This window comes from Streptomyces sp. A0642, from assembly GCF_004795105.1.
GTDB lineage: Bacteria > Actinomycetota > Actinomycetes > Streptomycetales > Streptomycetaceae > Streptomyces.
The window spans coordinates 112,196-135,088 of the sequence record NZ_SSBL01000006.1 but is presented as its reverse complement, the minus strand read 5'-3'; the positions used below and the strand labels follow the sequence as shown (position 1 = coordinate 135,088).

The following is a 22,893-nucleotide window of genomic DNA, read 5'->3' as shown; positions in this document are numbered from 1 at the left end:
CGTCCGCGCGGCATCATGGCTGCATGTCCTCGATCTCCGACACCGCCTCTCTGCTCGCCGACCGCACCCGGGCCGCCTTCTGCCTGGCCCTGCTCGACGGCCGTGCCTGGACCGCGGGCGAGCTCGCCCGGAGTGCCGGGGTCAGCGCTTCCACGGCGAGCGAGCAGCTCTCCCGTCTCGTGGAGGGCGGCTTGCTGGCCGAGGAGCGGCAGGGCCGGCACCGCTATGTGCGACTGGCGGGCCAGGAGGCGGCGTCCCTGATCGAGGCCGTCGCCTCGTACGCCCCCGCCTCCCCGCGCCCACGGAATCTGCGCCAGTCCGGCCAGGCGGGCGCTGAGGCGAGAGCCCGGACCTGCTACGACCACCTGGCCGGTGAGCTGGGTGTGGCCCTGGCCGACGCCATGGTCTCCCGGGGCCTCGTCTCCGACGACGCCGGGCTCACCGTCACCCCGGCGGGCCGGGACTGGCTGGCCGAAGCCCTGGGCTACCGGCACGCGGCGGGTACGCGCCGCCCTCTGGTGCGGAGCTGTCTGGACTGGACGGAGCGCCGTTCCCACCTGGCCGGAGCCATGGGAGCGGCCCTGTGCGCCACGTCGCTGGAGCGGCAGTGGGTACGGCGGATCGGCTCCGGACGTGCGGTGAAGGTGACTCCGGCGGGGGCCGGGGCGTTCCGGGACCTGCTGGGCGCGGAGGTCGGCTGAGCGGTGCCGGTCCGCCCGCCCCCGCCCGCCGCCGGTCCGCCGGTCCGAGAACATTCCCCCGGCTCTCCCCGCTCAAGCACCGCCACCTGAACCTGCTCGGCCGCTACGACCTCACTGCCCCCACCCCGGCCATTGCGCGACCCGGACGCCGTTGGGCTTGACGACGATGGCCACGGCGCGGCGGAGTCGGCGTCCCCGGCTTCAGCCGCCTGCGGACTTGGTGCGGCTTGTCGCCGAAGGGGCGTGGACCTACTCCTGATCCATGCAGAGCTGGGCAGTGAGAGCCGCGCAGGCCCACTCCTCCCAAGCTTCCGGGGACCAGCCCCGGTCGCGGACGAGGATCAGGTACGGCTCCGGGCTGAGCAGCCCGTACAGCAGGTCAGCGGCGCGGGCGGTATCGACGCCGGGGCGGGCGTCGGGCTTGGAGATTGGTCACCGGCTCGGCGTCAACCCTGTGCCGCTGTACCCCTGTGCCCCAAGGGCGTTTCACTCGACGGCCGTGGGTGAGAGGTGGCGCCACAGGAAGGCGTGCTTCAGTGCGTTGTTGTGGGCGTACTGCTCGTTGTCCCCGCCCGCATGGCCTCCCCCCGTGTTCTCGTGGAACAGGACACGGTGACCGAGTTCGCGCAGCCGTGCCGCCGCCTTGCGGGCGTGGCCGGGGTGGACGCGGTCGTCACGGGTGGAGGTCATGAGGAGCAGCGGCGGACAGACCCGGTCCGCGGCGATCCGGTGGTACGGGGACAGCTCACGCAGGTGCACGCGATCCTCCGGGTCGTCCGGGTCGCCGTACTCCGCGATCCAGGACGCACCGGCGAGGAGCTGGTGGAAGCGGAGCATGTCGAGCAGCGGGACCTGCGCGACGATCGCACCGAACAGCTCCGGGTAGCGGGTGGCCATCGCGCCCATGAGCAGTCCGCCGTTGCTGCCTCCCGTCGCGCCCAGCATGGCCGGGGTGGTGACATTCCGCGCGACGAGGTCGCGTGCGACGGCCGCGAAGTCCTCGAAGGCCCGTACCCGGTCCGCGCCGAGTGCGGCCCGGTGCCAACCGGGTCCGTACTCCCCGCCGCCCCGGATGTTCGCGACCACGTAGGTCCCGCCGCGCTCCAGCCAGGCCCGCCCCGGCACCGCGCCGTAGGAGGGGGTGAGCGAGACCTCGAAGCCTCCGTAGCCGTAGAGCAGGGCGGGACCGGGGCCTGCGGCGGCGCGGTCGGGGCCGATCACGAAGTACGGCACCCGCGTGCCGTCCGGGGAGAGCGCGAAGAACTGCTCCACGGCCAGACCGGCCGCGTCGAAGCGGGCCGGGGCCTGCTTGAGGATCTGCGTGGGGCCGCCGATCGTCCCATGACAGAGCGTCGAAGGCTGCAGGAACCCCGACACGTCCAGGAAGAACTCGTCGGAGACGTCCGGGTCCGTGTCCAGGACGGTGACGGCGGACAGCGCCGGGACGTCCGCGAGTGACGATCGGGCCCACCCGGCCCCGGGGGCGGGGGTGAGCACCTCGATGCGGGTGCTGACGTCGTGCAGGATCTCCAGGATCAGATGGTGGCGGGTCCAGGCGTGGCCGGCCAGGGCGGTCCGGGCGTCCGGCGTGAACAGCGCCTCCGCGGTCCGGTCGCCGGCCAGGAAGGAGTCGAAGCCGAAAGCCAGCAGCGAGCCCGCCCGGTGTCCGAGCCAGTCGGACTTCAGGAGGACGATCAGATGCTCGCGATGGGCGTACGCGGAGGAGTCGGCCGGAACCTCGATCCTGACGAGTGAGCCCTCGCCGGTGACGAGGTACAGCTCGCTGTGGTGGAAGTCCACCGACCGCTCGACGAAGTCCCGCTCGAAACCGGGTGTGGAGTCGTGACGGCCTCCGGCTGCCACGTCGTCGGTCTCGCCCTCGAAGACCAGGGCTGCCGCCGCCAGGGGCGTGCCCCGGCGCCAGCTGCGTACCGTACGCGGATAGCCGGATGCGGTGAGGGTGCCCGGGCCGAAGTCCGTGCCCACGAAGACGGTGTCGGCGTCGATCCACTCGATGTCCGTCTTCGCCTCCGCCACCTGGAACCCGCCCTCGACGAAGGCCCGCGTGGCGAGGTCGAACTCGCGGACCACCACGGCGTCACCGCCGTCGCGTGAGAGGCGGACCAGGGCCCGGTCGCACTCGGGGTGGCGGATCCGCGCACCGGCCCACATCCACTGCGTGTCCTCCGCGGCGGCGAGCGCGTCGACGTCGAGGAGGATCTCCCACCGGGGAGCGTCCGTGCGGTACTGCTCCAGTGTCGTGCGCCGCCACACACCGCGCGCATGCCCGGCGTCGCGCCAGAAGTTGTAGAGGAACGCTCCGTGACGCGCGACATAGGGAATCCGGTCCGGCGCGTCCAGCGCCTCCCGCAGGCGCTCCTTCAGTGCCGCGAACCCGGGGCCGGACGCCAGAGCGGCCTGCGTCTCGGCGTTCCGCTCGGCCACCCAGGCGAGGGCGGCCTCGCCTTCGACTTCTTCCAGCCACAGGTACGGGTCTTCGCTGATCATCACCGCATTGTGCAGGCCGGGCGGGCGCGGTGGGTGCGTATCGGCCACCCGGGCCCCCTGGAGGCCCGGCCGGCATGCCCCGATGGCCTGTAGTTCTCGATGCGGACGCCCGAGATCCGCGCTCCGGGCACGGCGCCGCCGCCCGACCGGGAAGGGATGCCGCCGCAGATGGATCGCGCGGTCGCGCCGGACGTTCGATCATCGACGGTATGGCTCCGCCTCCTCCCGGCACCCTCTGGTCGCCGCCGTCGATCGCACCGATGATGGCCGTGCCGGGTCCGCTTCCCGTGCCCGACTCGGACTGGGCGTTCGAGACCAAGTGGGACGGTGTCCGCTGCGTCCTGAGCACGACGGGCGACGGATCGGTGAGGCTGACCTCCCGGAACGGCAACGACATCACGGTGACGTATCCGGAGCTGCAGGCGCTGGGCGGCGAACTGCGCGGGCGCGGCGTGGTCCTGGACGGCGAACTGGTGGTCCTCGACGCTTCCGGACGGTCCGACTTCGGCCGGCTCCAGAGCCGGATGGGCGTGGTCAACGCGCGACGCGCCGGACGCCTGGCGCTGGACTGCCCCGTCCACCTGATGATCTTCGACGTCATGTACGTCGACGGCCTCCTGCTGCTCGACGCCCCGTACGGGGAGCGTCGCGAGACCCTTTCCGCCCTGGGGCCGAGCGGGGCGCACTGGTCGGCGCCCTCCTACGTACACGGGCGCAGTACGCAGGTGTGGGAGGCGGTGATGCGCGGAGGCCTGGAGGGCGTGGTGGCCAAACGGCTCTCCTCCCCGTACGCACCCGGCACCCGATCGGCTCACTGGCGCAAGACCAAGCGGGTGGAGACCCTGGACGTGATCATCGGCGGCTGGACCCAGCGGCGAGGCGCCGCCGCGGGTGTGCCGGGGGCGGTACTCGTAGGCGTCACCGGGCCGTCGGGGCTGCGGTACGCGGGGTCGGTCGGATCCGGGCTGTCCGAGCGCGAACAGAGCGAACTCACGGCGTACTTCACGGTCCTCGCACGGTCGACGTCCCCGTTCACCGATCCTGTCGACGTGGCCGGCGCCCATTGGGTGGAACCGCGACTGGTCGCGGAGGTCACGGCGTCGGAGTGGACCAGGACCGGCCGGCTGCGCCATCCGGTCTGGCAACGACTGCGACCGGACCTGACCCGGCTGGACTGACAGGCCTTCGCGGCTCCCTGGCCCGGGCGGCTTCTCCGGCGGCCGACGAACTGACGGAGGAAGCGGCCGCATCGATCAGGAATCGAGAAGCGCGGCCCGCGGAAGCGGCTCTAGCCTGATCGTCATGGACATCAGCATTCACACCAGCTTCCTTCCGCACGACGACCCGGACGCGTCCGTGGCCTTCTACCGCGACGTCCTCGGCTTCGAGGTCCGCAGCGATGTCGGTCAGGGCAAGATGCGCTGGATCACGGTCGGCCCCGTCGGACAGCCCAGCACCTCCCTCCTGCTGGCGCCGCCGGCCATCGACCCGGGGATCACCGAGGACGAGCGCCGCACCATCACCGAAATGATGGCCAAGGGCACATACGGATGGATCCTCCTGGCCACCCCGGACCTCGACGCCACGTTCGAGAAGGTGCAGTCGAGCGACACCGAGGTCGTCCAGGAGCCGACCGAGCAGCCGTACGGCATCCGCGACTGCGCCTTCCGCGATCCGGCGGGCAACCTGGTCCGCATCCAGGAGCTTCGCTGAACCGTCTCGGTCATCGACCCGGCCGCGGAGGCCGGCACGGCGACCACCCGTAAGGAGTCCGGCGGCCGGGAGCCCGTGCCGCCGCGCTCCCTGTGCGCACGGCCACCGACGAATGGGAGCTCACATGTGTCGCCCCGCGTGGGGGCGCGCCCGCATCGCGGCGCAGCGCCTGAGCGACTTCGCACGACTGCGTCGCGTACGCGACCGGATCGACCGCGAGTACGCGCAGCCACTGAACGTCGAAACACTCGCCCGCGACGTGAACGTGCCGGCCGGGCTTCTCAGCAGGCAGTTCCGGCTGGCCTACGGCACGTCTCCGTACGCGTATCTGATGGCCCGTCGCGTCGAACGCGCGGCCGTCCTGCTGCTCCACGGTGACCTCGGTGTCGCGGAGGCGCGTCGTGCGGTCGGCTGTCTCTCGCCGGGCATCTTCCGTACGCACTTCACCGAGTTCGCCGGCGTAGCGCCTCACCTCTACCGGCGCCGTGCGGCGGGCGGCGGCGCCGTGATGACGCCGTGGGTGCCTGAACAGGCGGGGCGGCGGCACGCGTCGGCCGTCGAGCCGGAACCCGCCTGCGTCCGAGGGGAGTCGGCGCGATACGGACATCCCCTCGTGAAAGCGGGCCGGACGTCGTGACTCCCACCGGTGAGCCGCCGGCCCGCGCACATCACCGCGGAGCCTCCCCCGGGGGGAGGCTCCGCGCCGAGTGACTGGAGGCATCATGACGGGAGCGCCACCGCGTGCGCTTGAGGAGAGGCTGCGGGACACCCGCGCACGGCTGGAGAGCGAGATCGATCTCTGGGTCGCCACATCGGGTTCCCCGGGCGGCGTCCACCTCGTCCCGCTGTCGTATCTCTGGGACGGAGACGTGTTCCTCGTGTCGACACCGCGCGCCTCCGCCACCGGCCGCAACCTGCTGGCGGACGCCCGCGTGCGGCTCAGCCTGGGGCCGACCCGCGACGTGGTGATCGTCGACGGGACCGCCGAGCCGGTGGACGTCGCGGGGCTCGCACCCGGGACGGCCGACGCGTTCGCGGCCCGGACCGGCTTCGACCCGCAGGAGTCCGCCGAGAGGTACCAGTACTTCCGGATTCGGCCCCAACGGATCCAGGCCTGGCGTGAGGCGAATGAGCTGCGGGGGCGCGACCTGATGCGCGACGGCGACTGGCTCGGCTGACGGCGCGAACGGAAGGAGGCGACCGCCGGAACCGCTGAGGAAGGGCAAGAGGGAGTGCCCACCTCTCGCCACTCTCAACTTATAGCGCAGTGGGGGGCTTGCGGCAAGGCCCCCGTCCTGCCGCAGAATCACCCACCGATGCCAGAAACCGCGGACATGGGAGATTCACGAAGTGCGTATGTTTTCGCCGGTTCACGGGTGGTGCGGCAACGGCGGCCGGAGGGTGGGGCTCAGCCTGCGGCACCGCATGCCGAGGTGCGCGCGTGCGCACCGGCCGCATGCGCGAGCGCGGACCGGAGCCGCTGACGTGAGCCCTCTGAGCAGCGGCCTTCCGGCCACCAGCGCGTTCGGCCTTCCCGACCGTCTCGCCTCCAAGGCCGCCCCTGATCTCATCGCCGGCGACGAGAGGCATTTCGCGGCCATCGCCGCGTGCCTCGATCAGTCGGTCACCGAGTTGTCCGCGCGCCTCGACGCCGCGCGCAGGTCGCCCGGCGGGATGGGCCGTCAGGCGATGGACCGGGACATCGAGATCCACCGGCTGACCGCGCGGCTGCGCACGCTGCGCCGGTTCGGCCTGGATCTGTGTCTCGGCCACATGGCCGGCGCCGGAGACGCGGAGCCCGTGTACGTCGGGAGGCTCGGCCTCACGGACAGCACGGGCCGTCGGCTGCTGCTCGACTGGCGCTCCCCCGCGGCCGAGCCGTTCTTCGGCGCCACCCATGCCGATCCGATGGGTCTGGCGAGCCGCCGCAGGTACCGCTGGACCGGGGGCCGGGTCAGTGACTTCTGGGACGAGGTGTTCACCCCGGAGGGGGGTGCCGGTCATGCGGCGCTGGACGACCAGTCCGCCTTCATCGCCACCCTGGGTGCGAACAGGTCGGCACGGATGCGCGACGTGCTCGGCACCATCCAGGCCGACCAGGACGCCGTCATCCGCGCGGGGTCCCGTGGTGCGCTCGTCGTCGACGGTGGCCCCGGCACCGGAAAGACCGTCGTCGCGCTGCACCGTTCCGCGTATCTGCTCTACTCCGACCCCCGCCTCGGCCACCACCGCGGTGGCGTGCTGTTCGTCGGTCCGCACGAGCCCTACCTGGGGTACGTCGCCGACGTCCTGCCGAGCCTCGGGGAGGAGGGCGTGCAGACCTGCACCCTGCGCGACCTCGTCGCCGAGGGAGCCGGAGCAGCCGTGGAAACGGATGCGGACGTGGCCCGGCTGAAGGCGTCGGCGGAGCTGGTGAAGGCCATCGACGCGGCCGTCGGGTTCTACGAGGAACCTCCCGCCCAGGGGATGACGGTCACGACCCCGTGGTCCGACATCCGGCTGGGCGCCGACGACTGGGCCGTGGCGTTCGAAGCGGCGCCCGGCGTTCCGCACAACGAGGCGCGCGACCAGGTCCTGGAGGAGCTGGTCACGATCCTGGTGGACCGGCACGACGGCGACGTGCCGGACGACCTGCTCCACAAGTCCCTGTCGGGTAACCGCGAGTTGCTCACGGCCTTCGACCGTGCGTGGCCACTGATCGAAGCGGCCGACCTCGTCGGGGACCTGTGGTCGGTACCCGCCTATCTGCGCGTCTGCGCTCCCTGGCTGGGCCGCGACGACGTGTCGCGGCTGCAGCGCGCGGACGCCCGGGCCTGGACGGTGTCCGATCTGCCCTTCCTGGACGCGGCACGCCAGCGGCTCGGCGACCCGGAGGCGTCGCTGCGCCGGCGCCGGCACAGCGCGACCCTCTCGTCCGAGCGCGCACACATGGCCCACGTCATCGACGCCCTGCTGGAGGCCGACGCCGACGGCGAAGGGGCGGTCACGATGCTGCGCGGTCAGGACCTGAAGGACACCCTGGCCGACGGGTCGGCGCTGCCCGGAGGCGAGCCGGATCCGCTCGCCGGGCCGTTCGCGCACATCGTCGTGGACGAGGCGCAGGAACTGACCGATGCGGAATGGCAGATGCTGCTGCTGCGCTGCCCGTCCCGGAGCTTCACCATCGTCGGGGACCGCGCCCAGGCCAGGCACGGATTCACGGAGTCCTGGCAGGAGCGGCTGGAGCGGGTCGGCTTCGACCGGATCAGCCAGACCTCTCTGAGCATCAACTACCGGACGCCGGAGGAGGTCATGAAGGAGGCCGAGCCGGTCATCCGGGCCGCGCTCCCCGACGCCAACGTGCCGGTCTCCATCCGCAGCAGCGGAGTTCCCGTGGAGTACGGGAATGCCGCCCGGCTCCACACGGTCCTGGACACCTGGCTCACCGCGCATGGCGACGGAATCGCCTGCGTCATCGGCGATCCCGCCTTCCGCGCGACGCCCCGGGTCCGGTCACTGACTCCGGAACTGTCGAAGGGGCTCGAGTTCGATCTCGTCGTCCTCATCGACCCGGAGCAGTTCGGCACGGGTGTCGAAGGAGCGGTCGACCGCTATGTCGCGATGACCCGTGCGACCCAGCGGCTCGTCATCCTCACGAGCCGCTGACGGGGACGAGGATGCCCGGCCGCCGTCGAGCCGGCATGGCCGCCATCGCGGCGGTCATGCCGGCAGCCCGGCGAGCGGGCCGTCCGCAGGGGCGCTCCGCGAGTCCCGCCGGCGTACGGGATCCGCCGGAGGGGCTTTACCCCCTCACCCCGCGTACGTCTCGAATTCGGCGATCTTCGGGGTGCCGGTCGAGCCGGTGATCTGGAAGGTGATCTTGCGCAACGAGGTCTGCGGGATCCTGATGGCACCCGCGCCGGTGCCGGAACTCAGCACGGCACCGGTGTCGCCGTTGAGCACCTTCCAGGACTGGATGCTGCCCGCGGAACCGGACGCCTCCCGGATGTTGACCGAGGAGACGGTGGTCGCGGAGCCCCATTTGACGGAGACCGAGCCGGTGGCTCCGGCGGGAGACCAGTAGGTGCTCAGGTCACCGTCCCGCACGTTGCCGTAGCTCGTCCCGTCGGCCTTGCTCGATCCGTCGGAGCCGGCGCCGATGCTGAGGTTGGTGCCGGTGGGGCCCGTCGGGTCCGGGGTGGGGTCGGTCGGGTCGGGCGTCGGGTCGGTCGGGTCCGGGGTCGGGGTCGGGGTCGGCGTCTGCGTCTGCGTCGAGCAGTTGCCGTCCGACACCTTCAGCCCCTTGTTGGCGCCTGCCGTCTGCGCCACGATGCCGGGCACGCACGCCGCCGCGTCGAGGCTGTAGGCGTAGGGGATGCTGACCGTGGTGTTGGACTTCGGGTCGGGCCCGGCCGGGTTGTACTCACTGCCGTGCGCGGACCACGTCACGTTGTCGAACGTGTTGCCGCTGACCTGCCAGTATCCGGCGGCGTCGGTGTAGAACGTGCCCAGGACGTCCTTGGAGTCCTTGAAGTAGTTGTTGTCCACCTTCGCGTGGGCGCCGGCCCGGGAGTTGATCCCTGACTCGTTGAGCTTCACGTAGTAGTTGTTGTAGATGTGGGCGGTTCCCCCGCGCAGCAGCGGGGTGCGGGAGTCCAGGTTCTCGTACAGGTTGTGGTGGAACGTCACGAAGCCGTTGGAGAGTTCGGTCTCACTGGACCCGATCAGACCGCCGCGGCCGGAGTTGCGCAGCGTGCTGTAGGACAGCGTGACGTACTGCGTGTTGTCCTTCATGTCGAAGAGGCCGTCGAACCCTTCCGCCTCCCCTCCCGACGCCTCCAGGCTGGCGTGGTCGACCCAGACGTTGCGGACGTCGCTCTCCATGCCGATGGCGTCACCGCCGTTGGACGTGGGCGATCCCGACTTCTTGACGTTCCGGACGGTCACGTTCTGGATGATGATGTTGCTGGACTGGCGTATGTGGATGCCCAGTTGATCGAAGACGGCTCCACTGCCGACACCCACGAGGGTGACGTTGCTGATCTGCTTGAGCTCGATCACACCGGCTGCCGTGTTGCAGCTGTCGCCGGACACCTTGGCGGTGTTGGCGTGGTTGATGGTCCCCTCGACCTCGATGGTGATCGGGGTGCTGCTGCTGGCCCGGCTGCACAGGGCCTGGTGGATCGCGGTGCCCGTGGTGGCCCGGACCGTCTGCCCGCCGGCCCCGCCGGTGGTCCCGCCGTTCTGGGTCGCATAACCGGTGACGCCGCCGGTCGCGGCCGACGCCGACGGCATCGACACGACGACACCGGTCGCGGCGGCGAGAGCGGCCGTGGTCAGCGCCGCGTAGAGTCGCATGGAAACTGGTCTTTTCATGCTGGTTTCTCCCTGTACGTCTTCGTAGGCCGGACGCGAAATGGCATGCCCATGTCATCCCGACAGCCTGTTTCGGCCGCCGTTCCTCTCCGGGCAGACCCTGCTCAGCGTGGTTGCGGGTGCACTTCTTCGGGGCGATCGACGGCCGCGCCGTTGCGGCCTGGAAACGAATCGGTGGCGGCTCGCTCGCGATGTCGCGGCGGTTGCCCTCAATGCACTGCCACCGGAGCGGACGGGACTCACTTTCATGGAAAGCGCTTTCTGGTCCGTGAGAATAGGGCGGCGCCCGCGAGGCTGGCAAGACTCTGGACGCACGGGGAGTGGGCAACGCCACATCTCTTGCGTCAACTGCCCCGCATTCTCCGGACTTCGGGCGTGATTCGAGCCCTCGACGGGGATCCCCGGAGGGTGCGTCGCCCGGGCTGCGCGCATGACGAGGGTGCGGAGCAAGCGCATTCTTTATCCCGCCACTCCTGCACCCCGACCGGAGGGCGAGCCCCGCCCCCGGCGCCATGGCCGCGAGGCGCCCCTTCCAGGCGCCCCGGGCCTTTCGCGTGCACTGCGTGCCCGCCATCAGCGGACCGGGTCAGACGGCCTCCGTGAGCTCCTTGAGCCGCACCAGGTCCGCGGCGACCATGTCGGCGTCCCGCTGGAAGTCCGCGTCACCGACGCCGGGCCCCCGTCGCAGGGTGAACACCACCTCGCACGCGGAGCCGTCGGCGATCACCCGCACCGGGTTGTAGACGGTTTCCCCGGAGGGCAGCGTGACATCGTGATCGAGGACGCCCAGCTCGTTCCGGGGCGTGAAGGCGACGACGACCCGCCCCATGGGAGAGGACTCCGCGACCCATTGGCCGTCGATCTCCTCGATGGAGCCGCCCAGCCCTTGCGCCCACGCCGGCAGATTCCCGGGATCGGAGGCATAGGCGTAGACAGCCGCGGCCGGGGCTGCGATGCGGATGCCGATATGACGCGATTCTGTTCCGGTGTCGTTCATGGCGGTGACGATAACGGCTGCCCGGCGCCGCATCCCTGAGCGCGGCCGACGGGGAACGGGCCGCCAGGGCGCCGCACCCGACCGCACGTCGCCCCCGGCCCGTAGCGGCCATGCACCGTGCCCCGTTCCAACCTCCCGCCATCGTACGTTAGGTTAGGCATGCCTAAGTTAGCGTCGACGGAATCTCGTCGCCCTCCCCTCAGGAGACCTCGCATGCGTCCTTTCAGTGCCCGTGGCTCGCAGCCGGCTCCCGCCGAACGCATGCGGTCGGTCCTCACCGCGGCTCATTCGATGACGGTGGTGAGTGACGGCCTCGGCCCCGTCGAGGTCCACCGCCTCGACGGCACGGGCGCCATGGGCCACGTGCACCTCCACGAACCCTCCGGGACCGGCCCGGCCGCGCCCGTCCCGGTCCGGCTGGAGTTCACCGATGTGGCGCCCACGCCCGTACGCGACCGGCTGCGCGCCCGCGTCACGATGACCGGCCTGTTGGCCGCCCCGTACGACCCGCAGGCCACGGGCAGCATCTGCATGGAGTTCGGCCAGGCGGTCCTCGACGACGGCGGCGCCCGCACGTTCGTCCCGCTGTCCGCGCTCCAGACGGCCTGCCCCGATCCCCTCGCCCCCCACGAGGCGGACATGCTGACCCACCTCATGGACAGTCACGCGGAACTCGTGCCCTTGCTGCTGCGCCTCGTCCGCCCCGCGCCGGACAGGACCCTGCTGCGCGCCCTCCCCGTGGCGCTCGACCGGTACGGCGTCACCCTGCGCCTCGAGTACGCCCGCACGCGGCGCGACGTGCGGCTGCCGTTCGCGACGCCGCTGACGGAGATGAGCCAGGCCGCACCCCGGATCCACGCCCTGCTGACGGCCGCCCGTCGGGCTTCCCATCCCAGCCGGCTGTTCGTCTGACGGGTCAGCGCCCCACGCCGTTGGCCGCCGCCCGCGCCATCAACGGTTCCGCCAGGGCCGGCCGCATCCCCAGGGCCAGGAAGGCCAGGGGTCGCCGTGCCCCGCGCCGCCGCACCTCGAACCGGTGGAAGGCGAGGAGGAGCGAGCCCGAGACCAGCACGTTCAGCGACGTCACTTCGCTCCAGGCCACCACTCCACGCGGTCGGCCGAACAGATCGGTGACCACCACGCCGCCCACGAACAGATAGCACCTGCGGAGCCCGAACCTGGCCGAAACGACCCGCCAGGCACGGGTGAGTCCCCATACGGCGAGCGCGATCCCCACGATGAGGGCGCCCTTGGCAGACGCCGCCGGAGGCCGCTTGACGACCAGGAGGACGAGCAGCACCAGGCCCAACAGGGTCAGCGTCCGCCGTGCCATCTGGGCGAGCCCGCCTGCCACCCCGGCGACGGCGTAGTCACCGCACGCCGCGCCCAGACCGAACCTGTCTTTCACATCAGGTCTCATTCGAATCGTCTCCCTGAGAAGGGCCGTGGTCGAGGATGTCGTGCTCTGTACGGCCGATGAGGACGGGCACGTCAACGGCCCGCCCGGGCGACGAGCCCGGCGAGCAGCCGGGCGCGGGGAACCATCCGGGCGACGTCGACGTATTCGGAGTCCGCGTGGGCCCCGCCTCCCACGGCCCCGAGACCGTCCAGCGTCGGACAGCCCATCGCCGCCGTGTAGTTGGCGTCGGAGGCGCCTCCGACGGGCACACCCCTCAGTGGTTCCTGCCCCAGTTCGGCGGCGATCCGCGATGCCAGCGCGAACAGGGCGGCGGAGGATTCCGGCCCCATGGGCGGCCGCTGTCCCCCGCCCCTCACTTCCAGTCGCGCGCCGGGCGTCCGGGGCGTCATCCCCCGTACCAGCACATCGATCGTCTCCTGCGCGGCCGCGCTGGGCACCCGTACGTCGAGCGACAGCCGCGCCAGCGCGGGCACGGTGTTGCGGGCGGTTCCCGACGACAGGAGGGTCGGTGTGACGGTCGCCGCCCCCAGGGGGTTGCCGTCCTCGGACCCGGCTGCCGAGATGCCGAGGCCGGCGGCGGACAGCACCTGGTGCGCTGCCTCGACCGTGGCGTTGACCCCTTTCCCGGGCTCCTGACCCGCGTGCGCGGCCTTGCCGTGCACCACGATCTCGTAGCGCGACGTGCCCTTGCGGGCGGTCTTCAGCGCGCCGCCCTCGTCGGCCGACGCCTCCAGCACGAACGCGGCCGCGCAGCCGCCCGCCGACTGCTCGATCAGCTGCCGGGAGGTCGGGGAGCCGACCTCCTCGTCCCCGTTGACGATCACACACACCCCCTCGGGCGAGGGCAGCGACGCCAGCGCGTGGAACATCTGCACCAGCCCCGCCTTCATGTCCAGAACCCCGGGCCCGCGCGCTCTCCCGTCTGCCACCGACCAGGGGCGGTCCCGGATCGAGCCCATGGGCCACACCGTGTCGTGATGCCCGACCAGCAGGACCCTCGGGACGCCGAAGGACCACCGCAGATGGCTCACTCCACCGACCACGATCCGTTGCGGTGCGACCCCCAGCAGCCTCTCCCCGAGGGCGGCGACCACCTCGGCGCTCCGGGCCACCGCGGCCAGGTCGGCCGAGAAGGACTCGCACCGCACGAGTTCCTCCAGATCGGTCAGCATCACCGGAAGGGACAGCGCCCCCTCGCCCGTCACCGGACAGGCCCCGTCATCGCTAGCTCTTGCGTGAACACGCCTTCTCCTTCGGCTACTTGAGGCATCCGCTGCTCGTCCGCCCCACCGTGTGACCGACGTTAGGAGGGGGCCGGGCATTCCACCAGCGACTGCATTGCATGCAAGCCATGCGCTCCAGGAATGGGTGGGCAAGAATGGCGGGCGGGGACGGCCCCCGACCGGAAGGTGGTGAGCGGGTGTTCGAGAACGATGCGCTGCGGCTGCTCGTGGCGGTGGCGGACTGCGGTTCGTTCACGCAGGCGGCAGTCCGGCTCAACTACACGCAGTCCGCGGTGTCCCGGCGGATCGCGACGCTGGAACAGCAGGCGGGCGGCCCGCTGTTCGACCGGCTGGCCAGAGGGGTACGGCTCAACCCCGCCGGCCGCTCGCTGCACCGGCATGCGATCGAGGTACTGGACCGGCTGGCGCGGGCGGAGCGGGAGCTGGCCGTCCTCCATGCCGGGCAGGGCGGGCTGTTGCACGTCGGGGCTTTCGCCACCGCCAACATCTCCCTGGTGCCCGGCGCCTTGCGGGCGCTCCGCGACACCAGGCCCGGGGTCGAGGTCGTGGCTTCCGAAGGTGCGACCGGAGTGCTCATGCAGCAGCTCGTGAACGGTGCGCTCGATCTGGCCGTCGTCAGCGACTACCCGTCCGGTCTGCCACGGACCGAAGGGGTCACCACGACGGTGCTGTGCGAGGACGAGTTGCGCGTCGCCCTTCCCCGGGAGCACCGGCTGGCCGGAGCCGGTGCGCTCGATCTGCGGGACCTACGGGACGAGGCCTGGCTCCAGAGTGCGTACGGCGACCGTCCGACCATGCTCGCGGACGCGTGCGCCCGGGCGGGCTTCAGCCCCAGGAAGGTCGTGCGCATCGCGGAATGGACGGGCAAGTTCGGCTACGTCGCCGCGGGGCTCGGTGTGGCGCTCGTCCCCTCGCTCGCCGCCCGGGCGGTCCCCGGCACACTCGTCCTGCGCTCCCTCACCGACCCGGCTCTGCGCCGGACCGTGCACGTCGCGCTGCCCGCCACACCGCTCCCGGCCGCCCTGGAACTGCTCGGCCTGCTGCGCGGGGAGGCCGGGCCGCGGCCACCCGCCTGAACTGCGGGGGGCGGAGGGGCCGGGGGTGGCGCCCTCCCGTCCGCCGAGGATCTCTGTGGCCGCGTTCAGAGCCGCGGCAGCACGGGGTAGTCGTTGTACCCCTCCTCTCCGTGTACGTGCATCAGGAACTCCGGCCGGATCTCGTTGAGCGGTGCGCCCCTGCGCAGCCTCTCCACGAAATCGGGGTTGGCGAGGAACCCCCGGCCCAGGGCGATCAGTTCGGCGCCCTCGGCCAGCAGGCGCTCCCCGCGCCTCAGGCCGCCGTCCGCCGCTGCCTCCTCACGCGACAGGACCGGGTTGGCGATCAGCGTGCCCGGCCAGGCCTTGCGGATCCGGGAGAACAGGGGCTGGTCCGGGTCGGCGTGGACCAGATGCAGATAGACGGGGGCGAGGCGCGCGAGGGCGGGCACGAGCGCCGCGTAGATGTCCTCGGTGTCGCCCTCTTCGATGCCGTTGACGCGCTGTCCGGGGGAGACGCGTACGCCGACCCGGTCCGGGCCGATGGCGTCGGCGACGGCGCGCACCACCTCGACGGTGAACCGGATCCGGTTCGCTGCCGGGCCGCCCCAGTCGTCGGTGCGGCGGTTGGTGTTCCCTGCCAGGAACTGGTGCAGCAGATGGCCGTTGGCGGAGTGCACCTCCACGCCGTCGAAGCCTGCCGCGACGGCGTTGCGGGCTGCGGCGGCGAAATCGGCGACGGTGGAGCGGATGTCCCGCTCCGACATCTCGCGCGGCGCGACGGCGCTCCGGAGCCCCTTCGGCGTCTGGAGCTCCTCCGGGAAGCGCACGATGGACGGTGCGACCGGGATGTGGCCGCTGGTGTCGGGGTGGCCGACCCTGCCGCCGTGCTGCAACTGGAGGAACATGTGGCTTTGGCCGGAAGCCGCCCGCACCGCGTCGGTGACCCGACGCCATCCCGCGATCTGCGCGCGGTTGTGGATGCCCGGGATGTGAGGGTAGGTCTGGCCGACGGCGTTCGGTGTGGTCGCCTCGGCGATGATCAGACCTGCCGAGGCGCGTTGGGCGTAGTGCGTGGCCATCAGCTCGCCGGGAACGCCGTCGGCCGAGGCGCGGTTACGTGTCAGCGGAGCCATGACCAGCCGGTTGGCCAGTGCCAGACGGCCGAGGCGGGCGGATTCGAAGAGACCGGTTGCGGCGGGTGCCTGCTGTGTGTGCGTCATGCCGGTAACGTAAAACCTGACATTGATGTGAGATTCAAGCCCTGGGGGGACCATGCGCATCGGAGAACTGGCGGCTCGCACCGGTGTCGGGGAGCGTTCGCTGCGCTACTACGAGGAACAGGGGCTGCTGGAGGCCGACCGGACCCCGGGCGGTCACCGCGACTACCCCGAGAGGGCCGTCGACCGGGTCATCCGCATCCAGGAGCTCTACGCGGCCGGCCTGCACAGTTCGAAGATCGCTAGGATCCTGCCCTGCATGCGTGACGAGGACGGCGGTCCGTCCCTGCGCGCCACGCCCGAACTGGTTTCCGAGCTCACCACCGAGCGGAACCGGATCGACCGCATGATCAGCGACCTGCTCCGCTCGCGCGAGGTCCTGGACGAGGTCATCGACACAGCGGCGGGCCGCACCTCCGCCGAGCGGGCGTAGGGACCGCGCCGAACCCGCAGGCCGTCCGGTACGTCCGCCGAGGCAGCCCGGCCCTTCCGGCAGCCGTCTCCGCCGAAGAGGGACGACGGCTGCCGTTGGCGCACCGTCACGGGGCCCCGGGGGCCTGGGGCGCTTGCGGTGCCGTGCCGGTGTCGAGGGGGCGCAGGAAGCGGCGTTCGTACCGTCGGATGCAGCCCGTGCGGCGGGCCAGCTCGAACGCGGCCTGGCACTCGGGGTCGGTGGCACTGTCCTTGCGGTACTGCTCGTAGGCGGCGAAGCCGGGGAACGAGAAGAGCGCGTAGGCGATGTCGCTGTCGCCCTCGCTGGGCAGGAAGTAGCCGTGGTGGGTGCCGCCGAACCGATTGACGAGGACGACCCATCTCCGGCCGTACTCCTCGAAGTCCTCGATGCGGTCGGGGTCGATCTCGTACTTCAGATGAATGGTGATCACCGGCCCCATGATGCCTCAGCGGCCGCACGGCCCCAGGGCCTCTCGTTTGGATCATGCCGGGCTCGCGACGCCCGGCACGCGCGTCTGCCGCGTTGCCGTCGGTCACCACGGCTCCTTCCTCGCCCTGCAGTCGCACGCACCCGACCCCCCGCTCCCTTATCCGGCCCGATCCGGACGAGAGGCCCTAGCCGGCTCGCGCGGCGGAGTGCCCGCCCCCTTCTCCCGGCGTGCGTGCACTCGGTCCGCGGCGGATCAGAGGCACCGGCCCCCGACCCCGGGGCGCCGGCCGGCCGTCAGTCTCGCCGGAAGGGGCGGCGGCGCGAGGGGCAGCCGCGGGGCGGGGACACGGGCGGCTCGCGCCCCGCATTCCGTAGCGGCGTGTGACCGCTCGAGATGCAGGGGTGCGGGCGCGCTGATTCGCTGGTGGAGTCGGCTCTCCCCCGAGACCCAGGAGCGATCATGAGTGTTGCGGATGAAACCGGCGGCCGCGCCGAGCGTATTCGCGCCAAGGCAGAGGAGCTGAAGGAGGCAGCCGCGCGCGTCTCCGACCCGCAGGAGCGCCGGCGTCTCGAGGACAAGGCCCGCCGCCTCCAGGAGCGGAGCGATCAGGTGTCCGCCAAGGGCGACGGCGGCACGAACCCGCTCTGACCGCCGGCGCTCTTCACCGCGGCTGCGGGTGACCCGCAGGCGCGCGGTCGCCGGGGCGCGCGGGTCCGGACGCTGCGCCGCGCCGGGGAGGAGCGTGCCGGCGGCCAAGGCACGCGAGCCCGGCGCTGCCCGGCCGGGGAGGCCGGGCAGCCTCCGCCGGCACGGGTGTGGCCTACTGCGTGAAGCGGGGCAGCCACTTCACCTGGTAGCCGGGGTGCCGTGCGTGTTCCGCGGCCATCTGCCGGACCACGAAGCCCAGGCCGAAGGCCCGGCCAGAGGCGAAGTCCCGCTCCGGGCGGTCGACGTCCAGGGCGGCGACCTCCGCGTACTCGTCGAGGAGCACCCTGCTGGTCTCGATGCGGCGTAGCGTCCGCGCGGGATCCTGCAAGGCGATGTGGTGGTCATAGCCGTGCGTCCTCAGAGTGAACGCGATGGCGCCGGTCCGGTCGTGGATCTCGCCCGGTACTTCGGCCGGGCATCGCCACCCCTCGCCGCCGGCCGCACGGGCGACCTCTTCTTCCTCGTCGAGGCGCGCACGGACGAACGCGACCAGCTCGGAGTTGTCTGTCATCTGGTTGTGCATCCTTCCGCTCGGCCCCACGCCTCGGGAACCGTGCTGGAGAGTATCCCGTGGCGCCGCCCCACCGGTGCGTGGCGGCCGGCCGGCGCCCGTCCGCTCGCGTGCGTGCTGCTCAGTGACCCGCGTCCACGGGTTCCAGCACGAGGACGGGGATCTCCCGGTCGGTCTTCTCCTGGTAGTCGGCGTAGTCGGGGTACGCCTCCACGGCGCGCTCCCACCAGAGCGCCTTCTCGTCCCCGGTCACCTCACGGGCCCTCATGTCCTGGCGTACCGGGCCGTCCTGCAGTTCGGCGCGGGGGTCGGCGGTGAGGTTGTGGTACCAGACGGGGTGCTGCGGGGCCCCGCCCAGTGAGGCGACCACGGCGTACGAGCCGTTGTGCTCGACGCGCATCAGGGGCGTCTTGCGGATCTTCCCGCTCTTGGCGCCGATCGTGGTCAGGATGATGACCGGCATGCCCCGCATAGTGGTCCCCTCCGTCCCTCCCGAGCTCTCGTACTGCTCGACCTGGTCCCGCACCTGCGGGGTGGGGCTCGGCTCGTACTCACCCTGAAGCGGCATGGCAGTTGTCCCGTCGTCGTCCGGCCGCGGCGCCTCGTCGGCCGCGTCCCCTCATCATGACTTCCGCTCGCGCGGCCGCCGGGACACCGCGCCTGCCCCGACGTGTCGGTCTCCGCGGACCGTGCGGCTCGCGTCGTTCCGAGCGATAAAGGCGGCCTCCGTCTCCGTCCGCCGCCCTTCTCGCCCGGTCCCGCCTGCTCAGTCCCCGGTGACTCCGTCCAGCCGCTCGCGCACCAGGTCGGCGTGGCCGATGTGGCGGGCGTACTCGCCGATCATGTGGACGTGCACCAGGCGCAGGGAGATGACCTCGCCGTTGTGGAGGAACGTGTCGTCGAAGGACGCGCCGGCGATGATCTCGTCCGCCAGGCGGCACTCCTCGACCAGCCGGGCGTAGTCCTCGGCGGCCCGGGCCGGATCGAGGTCCTCGAAGTCGGCGTCTTTGCCCTTCTCGGGGTCGTACAGCGGCGGAAGGTCCTGACCGTCGAACCGCTGGCGGAACCAGGTGCGTTCGACCTTGGCCATGTGGCGAAGGAGCCCGAGCAGCGAGAGGTTCGACGGCGGCGTGGTCCGCTCGGCGAGTTGCTCGCCGGTCAGCCCGGCGCACTTCTGGAGCAGTGTGGCGCGGAACCACCGCAGGTAATCGGTGAGCATCTCCCGTTCCGCGGCGACGGGCGAGCCGTCGGTCCGGGTGACTTCAGGTGCTGTCCATGTCATCGGACGATCATGCCGGTCGGCGGGCCGTGCGCACAGCTCTTTACGGCTCCGTGTGGTATTCGGTGCCGTCGGACGACGCCCCGGTCACGGAGGTCGTGATGCTTCCGACGAGCCCGAGGACCAGGAAGAGGACCAGCAGGGCCTTGCCCGCGGTGCTCATGACCAGGGGGCTGGTCGCGGAGCGGCCGTGCCGGGCCGGCACGGAGAGTGCGTCCTCGCCGAAGAAGCCCTTGGGGTAGGCGGGGCTGAGCATCGACACGTAGGCGGACACGCGCATCTCGTACCGGAGGGTGGCTGCCGTGGCTTCGAAGAGGGGGCGGGGCATGCGCCCGAGGATCAGCGTGATGAGCCACCACACGATCGCGAGGGCGTACCAGCCCGAGGTGGCGAGGCTCTGCACGACGGCGGCCGGGATCACCAGGATCAGCCGGAAGAAGACGGCGAGCCGGTTGAGCCGGGTCGGGCGGACGTCGATCCGGACCGGATAGTCCGGCGGCTGCGTCAGCGTGAACGGCGGATAGCTGTCGATGAGCAGCATGCCGCTCGCGGCGACCCTCGTGCGGTAGGCGAGGGTCGCCGCGAGGAAGCGGAAGACGGGTCCGGGCAGCCGCCCCAGGACCAGGGCGGCGAACCAGCCGAACACCACGGTGAAGAACGCCGCGACCTCCAGGAGGACCAGCACGATGAAGTGCGGGATCAGCAGCAGAAGACGGAACAGGACGGTGAGACGGCGCTGGCGGACCGGCTCGATGATGTCCAGCACCGGCAGGAATTCATCGGCGTCCGCCGCCCTGCGTCCCGGACTCCACTGCGCGTCGGCCATGTCGCTCCCCTTCGGCGGGTGATCCGTACGCCTGGCGGACATGCGGCGTCCCCTCACGCTGGGTCAGCCGCGAGTGCCCCGCAATCGGCAGCGGGCCGAACGGGTGCCCGGCCCGCGTGCCGGTCGCCTCCCGCCGCGGAGCGCCCGGGCCCGGGTCAGCTCTTGCGGACGCGTCCGCGGGTGAGGCCGGCCCGTAGCGTGTGGAGCCTCCCCGTCCGCGCCGGGGCGGGCTCGGGCTCCGGCCGCGGGGCCGGTTCCGGCAGAGCCTTGGGCTCCGGTCCGGCCGCGAACACGTGGTAACGGTGACTCAGGCGCCGCCCCAGCAGGAAGTAACCCAGCAGGGCGCCCGCCGTGTTGAGGATGACGTCGTCGACGTCGAAGGCGCGCCCCGCGACCAGCGCCCCCTGCACCAGTTCGACCACGACGATGACGAGGACGGTCAGCAGGACCATGCGGATCATGCGCAGCCGCCGGGGAACGAGGATGGGCAGCAGGACACCGAACGGCATGCCCAGCACGAGGTTGCCGCCGGCCTGCTTGCAGGCGGCGAGGAAGGTGTAGTCCTCGGCGTACTGGCGCAGCGAGCGCCCCGGGCGGAGGTTGGAGGTGACGAGATCCTGCGAAGCGGGTGACGGTGTGAGCGTGACCTTGGCCAGCACGATCGAGAATCCGACCATGGCCAGAAGGGCCGTCACCAGGATGACGGCCTGGAGCAGCACCCGGCCCCAGGCCCGGTGACGTGCTCCTTGCCGCGCGTCTCTTTCCGCTTCTTTTTCCATGGGCGACAGATGCCCCCGCCCGGCGCGGCCACACCTGATGTCCGTACCCCGCGCGCAAGGGTGCGGTGCGACGGGGGCGGGTGCGGGGCAGACTGGTCGGAGCGGCCGGGTGGACGGACGGCCCGGAGGGCACGGCAGGTCCGACCGATGCGGAGATCCCATGACGAACGACCGCGGGAATCAGCCTCCGCGCTGTCTGGTCACCGGCGCCACCGGGTACATCGGGGGCCGGCTGGTCCCGGAACTGCTGGCGGCGGGGTACCGGGTGCGCTGCCTGGCCCGGACCCCGGAGAAGCTGCGGGACTACCCGTGGGCCGGTGAGGTGGAGATCGTGCGCGGCGACGTCACCGACGCTCGATCGCTCGCGTCGGCGATGAGCGGCGTGGACGTGGCCTACTACCTGGTGCACGCCCTGACGGCCGGCAGTGGTTTCGAGGAGACGGACCGCAGGGCGGCCACTGTCTTCGGCGAACAGGCCCGCGCCGCCCGGGTGGGCCGCATCGTCTACCTCGGCGGCCTCACCCCGTACGACGTCCCCGAGCAGGAACTGTCGCCCCATCTGCGGTCGCGGGCCGAGGTCGGCAGGATCCTGCTGGCCTCCGGCGTCCCGACCACCGTGCTGCGGGCCGCCGTCATCATCGGGTCCGGGTCGGCCTCCTTCGAGATGCTGCGCTATCTGACGGAGCGGCTGCCCGTCATGGTGACGCCGAGCTGGGTGTCCACACGGATCCAGCCGATCGCCGTCCGGGACGTGCTGCGCATCCTGGTGGGCAGTGCCCCGATGCCGCACGACGTGAACCGCGCGTTCGACATCGGCGGGCCCGACATCGTCACCTACCGGGACATGATGCAGCGGTACGCCGAGGTCGCGGGCCTTCCGCACCGGCTCATCCTGCCCGTGCCGATGCTGAGCCCCCGGCTGTCCAGCCACTGGATCGGACTGGTCACGCCCGTACCCCGGTCGCTCGCCCGCCCGCTCGCCGAGTCGCTGCGGTACGAGGTCGTGTGCCGGGAACACGACATCGCCGCCTACGTTCCCGACGGTCCCGGGCAGCCGTTCGGCCTCGACAAGGCGCTGCAGCTTGCGCTGCAACGGGTCAGGGATGCCCGGGTGACCACCCGGTGGTCGTCCGCGTCGGTGCCCGGGGTGCCCAGCGACCCCCTGTCGACCGACCCCGACTGGGCCGGTGGCAGCCTGTACACGGATGTGCGCCGACGGGACGTCGACGCGTCCCCGGAGGCCCTGTGGCGGGTGGTCGAGGGAATCGGCGGCGAACACGGCTGGTACTCGTTCCCCCTCGCCTGGGCGGTGCGCGGGTGGCTCGACCGGCTGGTGGGAGGGGTGGGCCTGCGACGGGGGCGGCGGGACACCGACCGGCTGCGCGTGGGCGATTCGCTGGACTTCTGGAGGGTCGAGGAGATCGAGCCGGGCCGCCTGCTGCGGCTGCGCGCCGAGATGCGGCTGCCGGGCCTGGCGTGGCTGGAGATGTACGTGGAGCCGGACGGCCGGGGCCGGTCGCGCTACCGCCAGCGGGCCCTCTTCCATCCGCGCGGGCTGCTCGGCCACGCGTACTGGTGGAGTGTGTGGCCCTTCCACTCGGTGGTGTTCGGCGGGATGGCCCGCAACATCGGCCGTACGGCAGCGGGCGCGGCTTCACCCGAACGGGCGAGCGCCGCGGTGTCGCCCTGAGGGTTGTCCGCGCCGGCGGCCCGG

The 22,893-nt window shown here is 71.7% G+C and carries 23 protein-coding genes; 11 read left to right on the top strand and 12 right to left on the bottom strand.

Going from position 1 to position 22,893, the window contains the following annotated elements:
- Positions 1-23: 23 nt before the first annotated feature.
- Positions 24-701: a winged helix-turn-helix domain-containing protein gene (locus E6R60_RS14240; protein ID WP_136326915.1), complete on the top strand. Its 678-nt coding sequence runs from the start codon at positions 24-26 to the stop codon at positions 699-701.
- 486 nt (positions 702-1,187) lie between these two features.
- On the opposite strand, the gene E6R60_RS14230 is transcribed toward E6R60_RS14240, so the two are convergent.
- Positions 1,188-3,209, bottom strand: coding sequence for a prolyl oligopeptidase family serine peptidase (locus tag E6R60_RS14230; RefSeq protein WP_136326914.1), 2,022 nt, complete (start codon positions 3,207-3,209; stop codon positions 1,188-1,190).
- 209 nt (positions 3,210-3,418) lie between these two features.
- Here E6R60_RS14230 and ligD point away from each other — a divergent pair, with 209 nt between their 5' ends.
- The 5 genes from ligD (at position 3,419) to helR (ending at position 8,567) form a co-directional block, all read left to right on the top strand.
- A complete protein-coding gene (gene ligD / locus E6R60_RS14225) occupies positions 3,419-4,387 on the top strand; it encodes a non-homologous end-joining DNA ligase (RefSeq protein WP_136326913.1) in 969 nt (322 codons plus the stop codon).
- A gap of 124 nt (positions 4,388-4,511) precedes the next feature.
- Positions 4,512-4,922 (top strand): VOC family protein, encoded by a 411-nt coding sequence (locus tag E6R60_RS14220; RefSeq protein WP_136326912.1) that lies wholly within the window; start codon positions 4,512-4,514, stop codon positions 4,920-4,922.
- Between the two features lie 124 nt (positions 4,923-5,046).
- On the top strand, positions 5,047-5,559 hold the full coding sequence (locus E6R60_RS14215; protein ID WP_136326911.1) for an AraC family transcriptional regulator: 513 nt from the start codon (positions 5,047-5,049) through the stop codon (positions 5,557-5,559).
- Positions 5,560-5,644: 85 nt separating this feature from the next.
- A complete protein-coding gene (locus E6R60_RS14210) occupies positions 5,645-6,100 on the top strand; it encodes a pyridoxamine 5'-phosphate oxidase family protein (RefSeq protein ID WP_136326910.1) in 456 nt (151 codons plus the stop codon).
- Between the two features lie 307 nt (positions 6,101-6,407).
- Positions 6,408-8,567: an RNA polymerase recycling motor ATPase HelR gene (gene helR / locus E6R60_RS14205; RefSeq protein ID WP_136326909.1), complete on the top strand. Its 2,160-nt coding sequence runs from the start codon at positions 6,408-6,410 to the stop codon at positions 8,565-8,567.
- 144 nt (positions 8,568-8,711) lie between these two features.
- Here the strand turns inward: helR and E6R60_RS14200 are convergent, their stop codons facing one another.
- Together E6R60_RS14200 and E6R60_RS14195 are read right to left on the bottom strand one after the other, a co-directional pair.
- On the bottom strand, positions 8,712-10,277 hold the full coding sequence (locus E6R60_RS14200) for a right-handed parallel beta-helix repeat-containing protein (protein WP_136326908.1): 1,566 nt from the start codon (positions 10,275-10,277) through the stop codon (positions 8,712-8,714).
- 586 nt (positions 10,278-10,863) lie between these two features.
- On the bottom strand, positions 10,864-11,274 hold the full coding sequence (locus E6R60_RS14195) for an SRPBCC family protein (protein ID WP_136326907.1): 411 nt from the start codon (positions 11,272-11,274) through the stop codon (positions 10,864-10,866).
- Between the two features lie 213 nt (positions 11,275-11,487).
- Here E6R60_RS14195 and E6R60_RS14190 point away from each other — a divergent pair, with 213 nt between their 5' ends.
- Positions 11,488-12,186 (top strand): DUF2470 domain-containing protein, encoded by a 699-nt coding sequence (locus E6R60_RS14190; RefSeq protein WP_136326906.1) that lies wholly within the window; start codon positions 11,488-11,490, stop codon positions 12,184-12,186.
- A 4-nt stretch (positions 12,187-12,190) separates the two neighbouring features.
- Here E6R60_RS14190 and E6R60_RS14185 read toward each other — a convergent pair whose 3' ends face one another.
- Positions 12,191-12,682, bottom strand: coding sequence for a hypothetical protein (locus tag E6R60_RS14185; protein WP_240802547.1), 492 nt, complete (start codon positions 12,680-12,682; stop codon positions 12,191-12,193).
- A gap of 83 nt (positions 12,683-12,765) precedes the next feature.
- Positions 12,766-13,866, bottom strand: a complete 1,101-nt coding sequence (locus tag E6R60_RS14180) for a M20 family metallopeptidase (RefSeq protein WP_136327105.1) — start codon at positions 13,864-13,866, stop codon at positions 12,766-12,768.
- Between the two features lie 248 nt (positions 13,867-14,114).
- Between E6R60_RS14180 and E6R60_RS14175 the strand changes: the two genes are divergently transcribed.
- Entirely contained in the window at positions 14,115-15,014 is a 900-nt protein-coding gene (locus tag E6R60_RS14175) for a LysR family transcriptional regulator (protein WP_136326905.1), read from the top strand.
- Between the two features lie 65 nt (positions 15,015-15,079).
- Here the strand turns inward: E6R60_RS14175 and E6R60_RS14170 are convergent, their stop codons facing one another.
- Positions 15,080-16,195, bottom strand: coding sequence for an alkene reductase (locus E6R60_RS14170; protein ID WP_136326904.1), 1,116 nt, complete (start codon positions 16,193-16,195; stop codon positions 15,080-15,082).
- 52 nt (positions 16,196-16,247) lie between these two features.
- Between E6R60_RS14170 and E6R60_RS14165 the strand changes: the two genes are divergently transcribed.
- Complete coding sequence (locus E6R60_RS14165) at positions 16,248-16,625, top strand: MerR family transcriptional regulator (RefSeq protein ID WP_136326903.1); 378 nt, start codon at positions 16,248-16,250, stop codon at positions 16,623-16,625.
- Between the two features lie 106 nt (positions 16,626-16,731).
- On the opposite strand, the gene E6R60_RS14160 is transcribed toward E6R60_RS14165, so the two are convergent.
- Entirely contained in the window at positions 16,732-17,076 is a 345-nt protein-coding gene (locus E6R60_RS14160; protein WP_136326902.1) for an NIPSNAP family protein, read from the bottom strand.
- Positions 17,077-17,535: 459 nt separating this feature from the next.
- Here E6R60_RS14160 and E6R60_RS14155 point away from each other — a divergent pair, with 459 nt between their 5' ends.
- Positions 17,536-17,724: a DUF6381 family protein gene (locus tag E6R60_RS14155; RefSeq protein ID WP_136326901.1), complete on the top strand. Its 189-nt coding sequence runs from the start codon at positions 17,536-17,538 to the stop codon at positions 17,722-17,724.
- A 172-nt stretch (positions 17,725-17,896) separates the two neighbouring features.
- Here E6R60_RS14155 and E6R60_RS14150 read toward each other — a convergent pair whose 3' ends face one another.
- From E6R60_RS14150 to E6R60_RS14130, 5 genes are all read right to left on the bottom strand, one after another.
- Positions 17,897-18,295 (bottom strand): DUF6221 family protein, encoded by a 399-nt coding sequence (locus tag E6R60_RS14150; protein WP_136326900.1) that lies wholly within the window; start codon positions 18,293-18,295, stop codon positions 17,897-17,899.
- 121 nt (positions 18,296-18,416) lie between these two features.
- A complete protein-coding gene (locus E6R60_RS14145) occupies positions 18,417-18,863 on the bottom strand; it encodes a nitroreductase family deazaflavin-dependent oxidoreductase (protein WP_136326899.1) in 447 nt (148 codons plus the stop codon).
- Positions 18,864-19,061: 198 nt separating this feature from the next.
- Entirely contained in the window at positions 19,062-19,577 is a 516-nt protein-coding gene (locus E6R60_RS14140; protein WP_136326898.1) for a DinB family protein, read from the bottom strand.
- 40 nt (positions 19,578-19,617) lie between these two features.
- Positions 19,618-20,400 (bottom strand): DUF4389 domain-containing protein, encoded by a 783-nt coding sequence (locus E6R60_RS14135; protein WP_136326897.1) that lies wholly within the window; start codon positions 20,398-20,400, stop codon positions 19,618-19,620.
- Positions 20,401-20,555: 155 nt separating this feature from the next.
- Positions 20,556-21,179, bottom strand: coding sequence for a VanZ family protein (locus E6R60_RS14130; RefSeq protein ID WP_136326896.1), 624 nt, complete (start codon positions 21,177-21,179; stop codon positions 20,556-20,558).
- Between the two features lie 160 nt (positions 21,180-21,339).
- On the opposite strand from E6R60_RS14130, the gene E6R60_RS14125 reads away from it, so the two are divergent.
- A complete protein-coding gene (locus E6R60_RS14125; protein WP_136326895.1) occupies positions 21,340-22,869 on the top strand; it encodes an SDR family oxidoreductase in 1,530 nt (509 codons plus the stop codon).
- Positions 22,870-22,893: the final 24 nt, after the last annotated feature.

Coding starts and splice junctions, on each gene's coding strand:
- E6R60_RS14190 (WP_136326906.1), top strand. CDS start 11,488: ATGCGTCCTTTCAGTGCCCGTGGCTCGCAGCCGGCTCCCGCCGAACGC.
- E6R60_RS14210 (WP_136326910.1), top strand. CDS start 5,645: ATGACGGGAGCGCCACCGCGTGCGCTTGAGGAGAGGCTGCGGGACACC.
- E6R60_RS14145 (WP_136326899.1), bottom strand. CDS start 18,863: ATGCCGCTTCAGGGTGAGTACGAGCCGAGCCCCACCCCGCAGGTGCGG.
- E6R60_RS14200 (WP_136326908.1), bottom strand. CDS start 10,277: ATGAAAAGACCAGTTTCCATGCGACTCTACGCGGCGCTGACCACGGCC.
- E6R60_RS14195 (WP_136326907.1), bottom strand. CDS start 11,274: ATGAACGACACCGGAACAGAATCGCGTCATATCGGCATCCGCATCGCA.
- E6R60_RS14155 (WP_136326901.1), top strand. CDS start 17,536: ATGAGTGTTGCGGATGAAACCGGCGGCCGCGCCGAGCGTATTCGCGCC.
- E6R60_RS14140 (WP_136326898.1), bottom strand. CDS start 19,577: ATGACATGGACAGCACCTGAAGTCACCCGGACCGACGGCTCGCCCGTC.
- E6R60_RS14215 (WP_136326911.1), top strand. CDS start 5,047: ATGTGTCGCCCCGCGTGGGGGCGCGCCCGCATCGCGGCGCAGCGCCTG.
- E6R60_RS14135 (WP_136326897.1), bottom strand. CDS start 20,400: ATGGCCGACGCGCAGTGGAGTCCGGGACGCAGGGCGGCGGACGCCGAT.
- E6R60_RS14180 (WP_136327105.1), bottom strand. CDS start 13,866: ATGCTGACCGATCTGGAGGAACTCGTGCGGTGCGAGTCCTTCTCGGCC.
- E6R60_RS14220 (WP_136326912.1), top strand. CDS start 4,512: ATGGACATCAGCATTCACACCAGCTTCCTTCCGCACGACGACCCGGAC.
- E6R60_RS14165 (WP_136326903.1), top strand. CDS start 16,248: ATGCGCATCGGAGAACTGGCGGCTCGCACCGGTGTCGGGGAGCGTTCG.
- E6R60_RS14130 (WP_136326896.1), bottom strand. CDS start 21,179: ATGGAAAAAGAAGCGGAAAGAGACGCGCGGCAAGGAGCACGTCACCGG.
- E6R60_RS14150 (WP_136326900.1), bottom strand. CDS start 18,295: ATGACAGACAACTCCGAGCTGGTCGCGTTCGTCCGTGCGCGCCTCGAC.
- E6R60_RS14170 (WP_136326904.1), bottom strand. CDS start 16,195: ATGACGCACACACAGCAGGCACCCGCCGCAACCGGTCTCTTCGAATCC.
- E6R60_RS14125 (WP_136326895.1), top strand. CDS start 21,340: ATGACGAACGACCGCGGGAATCAGCCTCCGCGCTGTCTGGTCACCGGC.
- E6R60_RS14230 (WP_136326914.1), bottom strand. CDS start 3,209: ATGATCAGCGAAGACCCGTACCTGTGGCTGGAAGAAGTCGAAGGCGAG.
- ligD (WP_136326913.1), top strand. CDS start 3,419: ATGGCTCCGCCTCCTCCCGGCACCCTCTGGTCGCCGCCGTCGATCGCA.
- E6R60_RS14240 (WP_136326915.1), top strand. CDS start 24: ATGTCCTCGATCTCCGACACCGCCTCTCTGCTCGCCGACCGCACCCGG.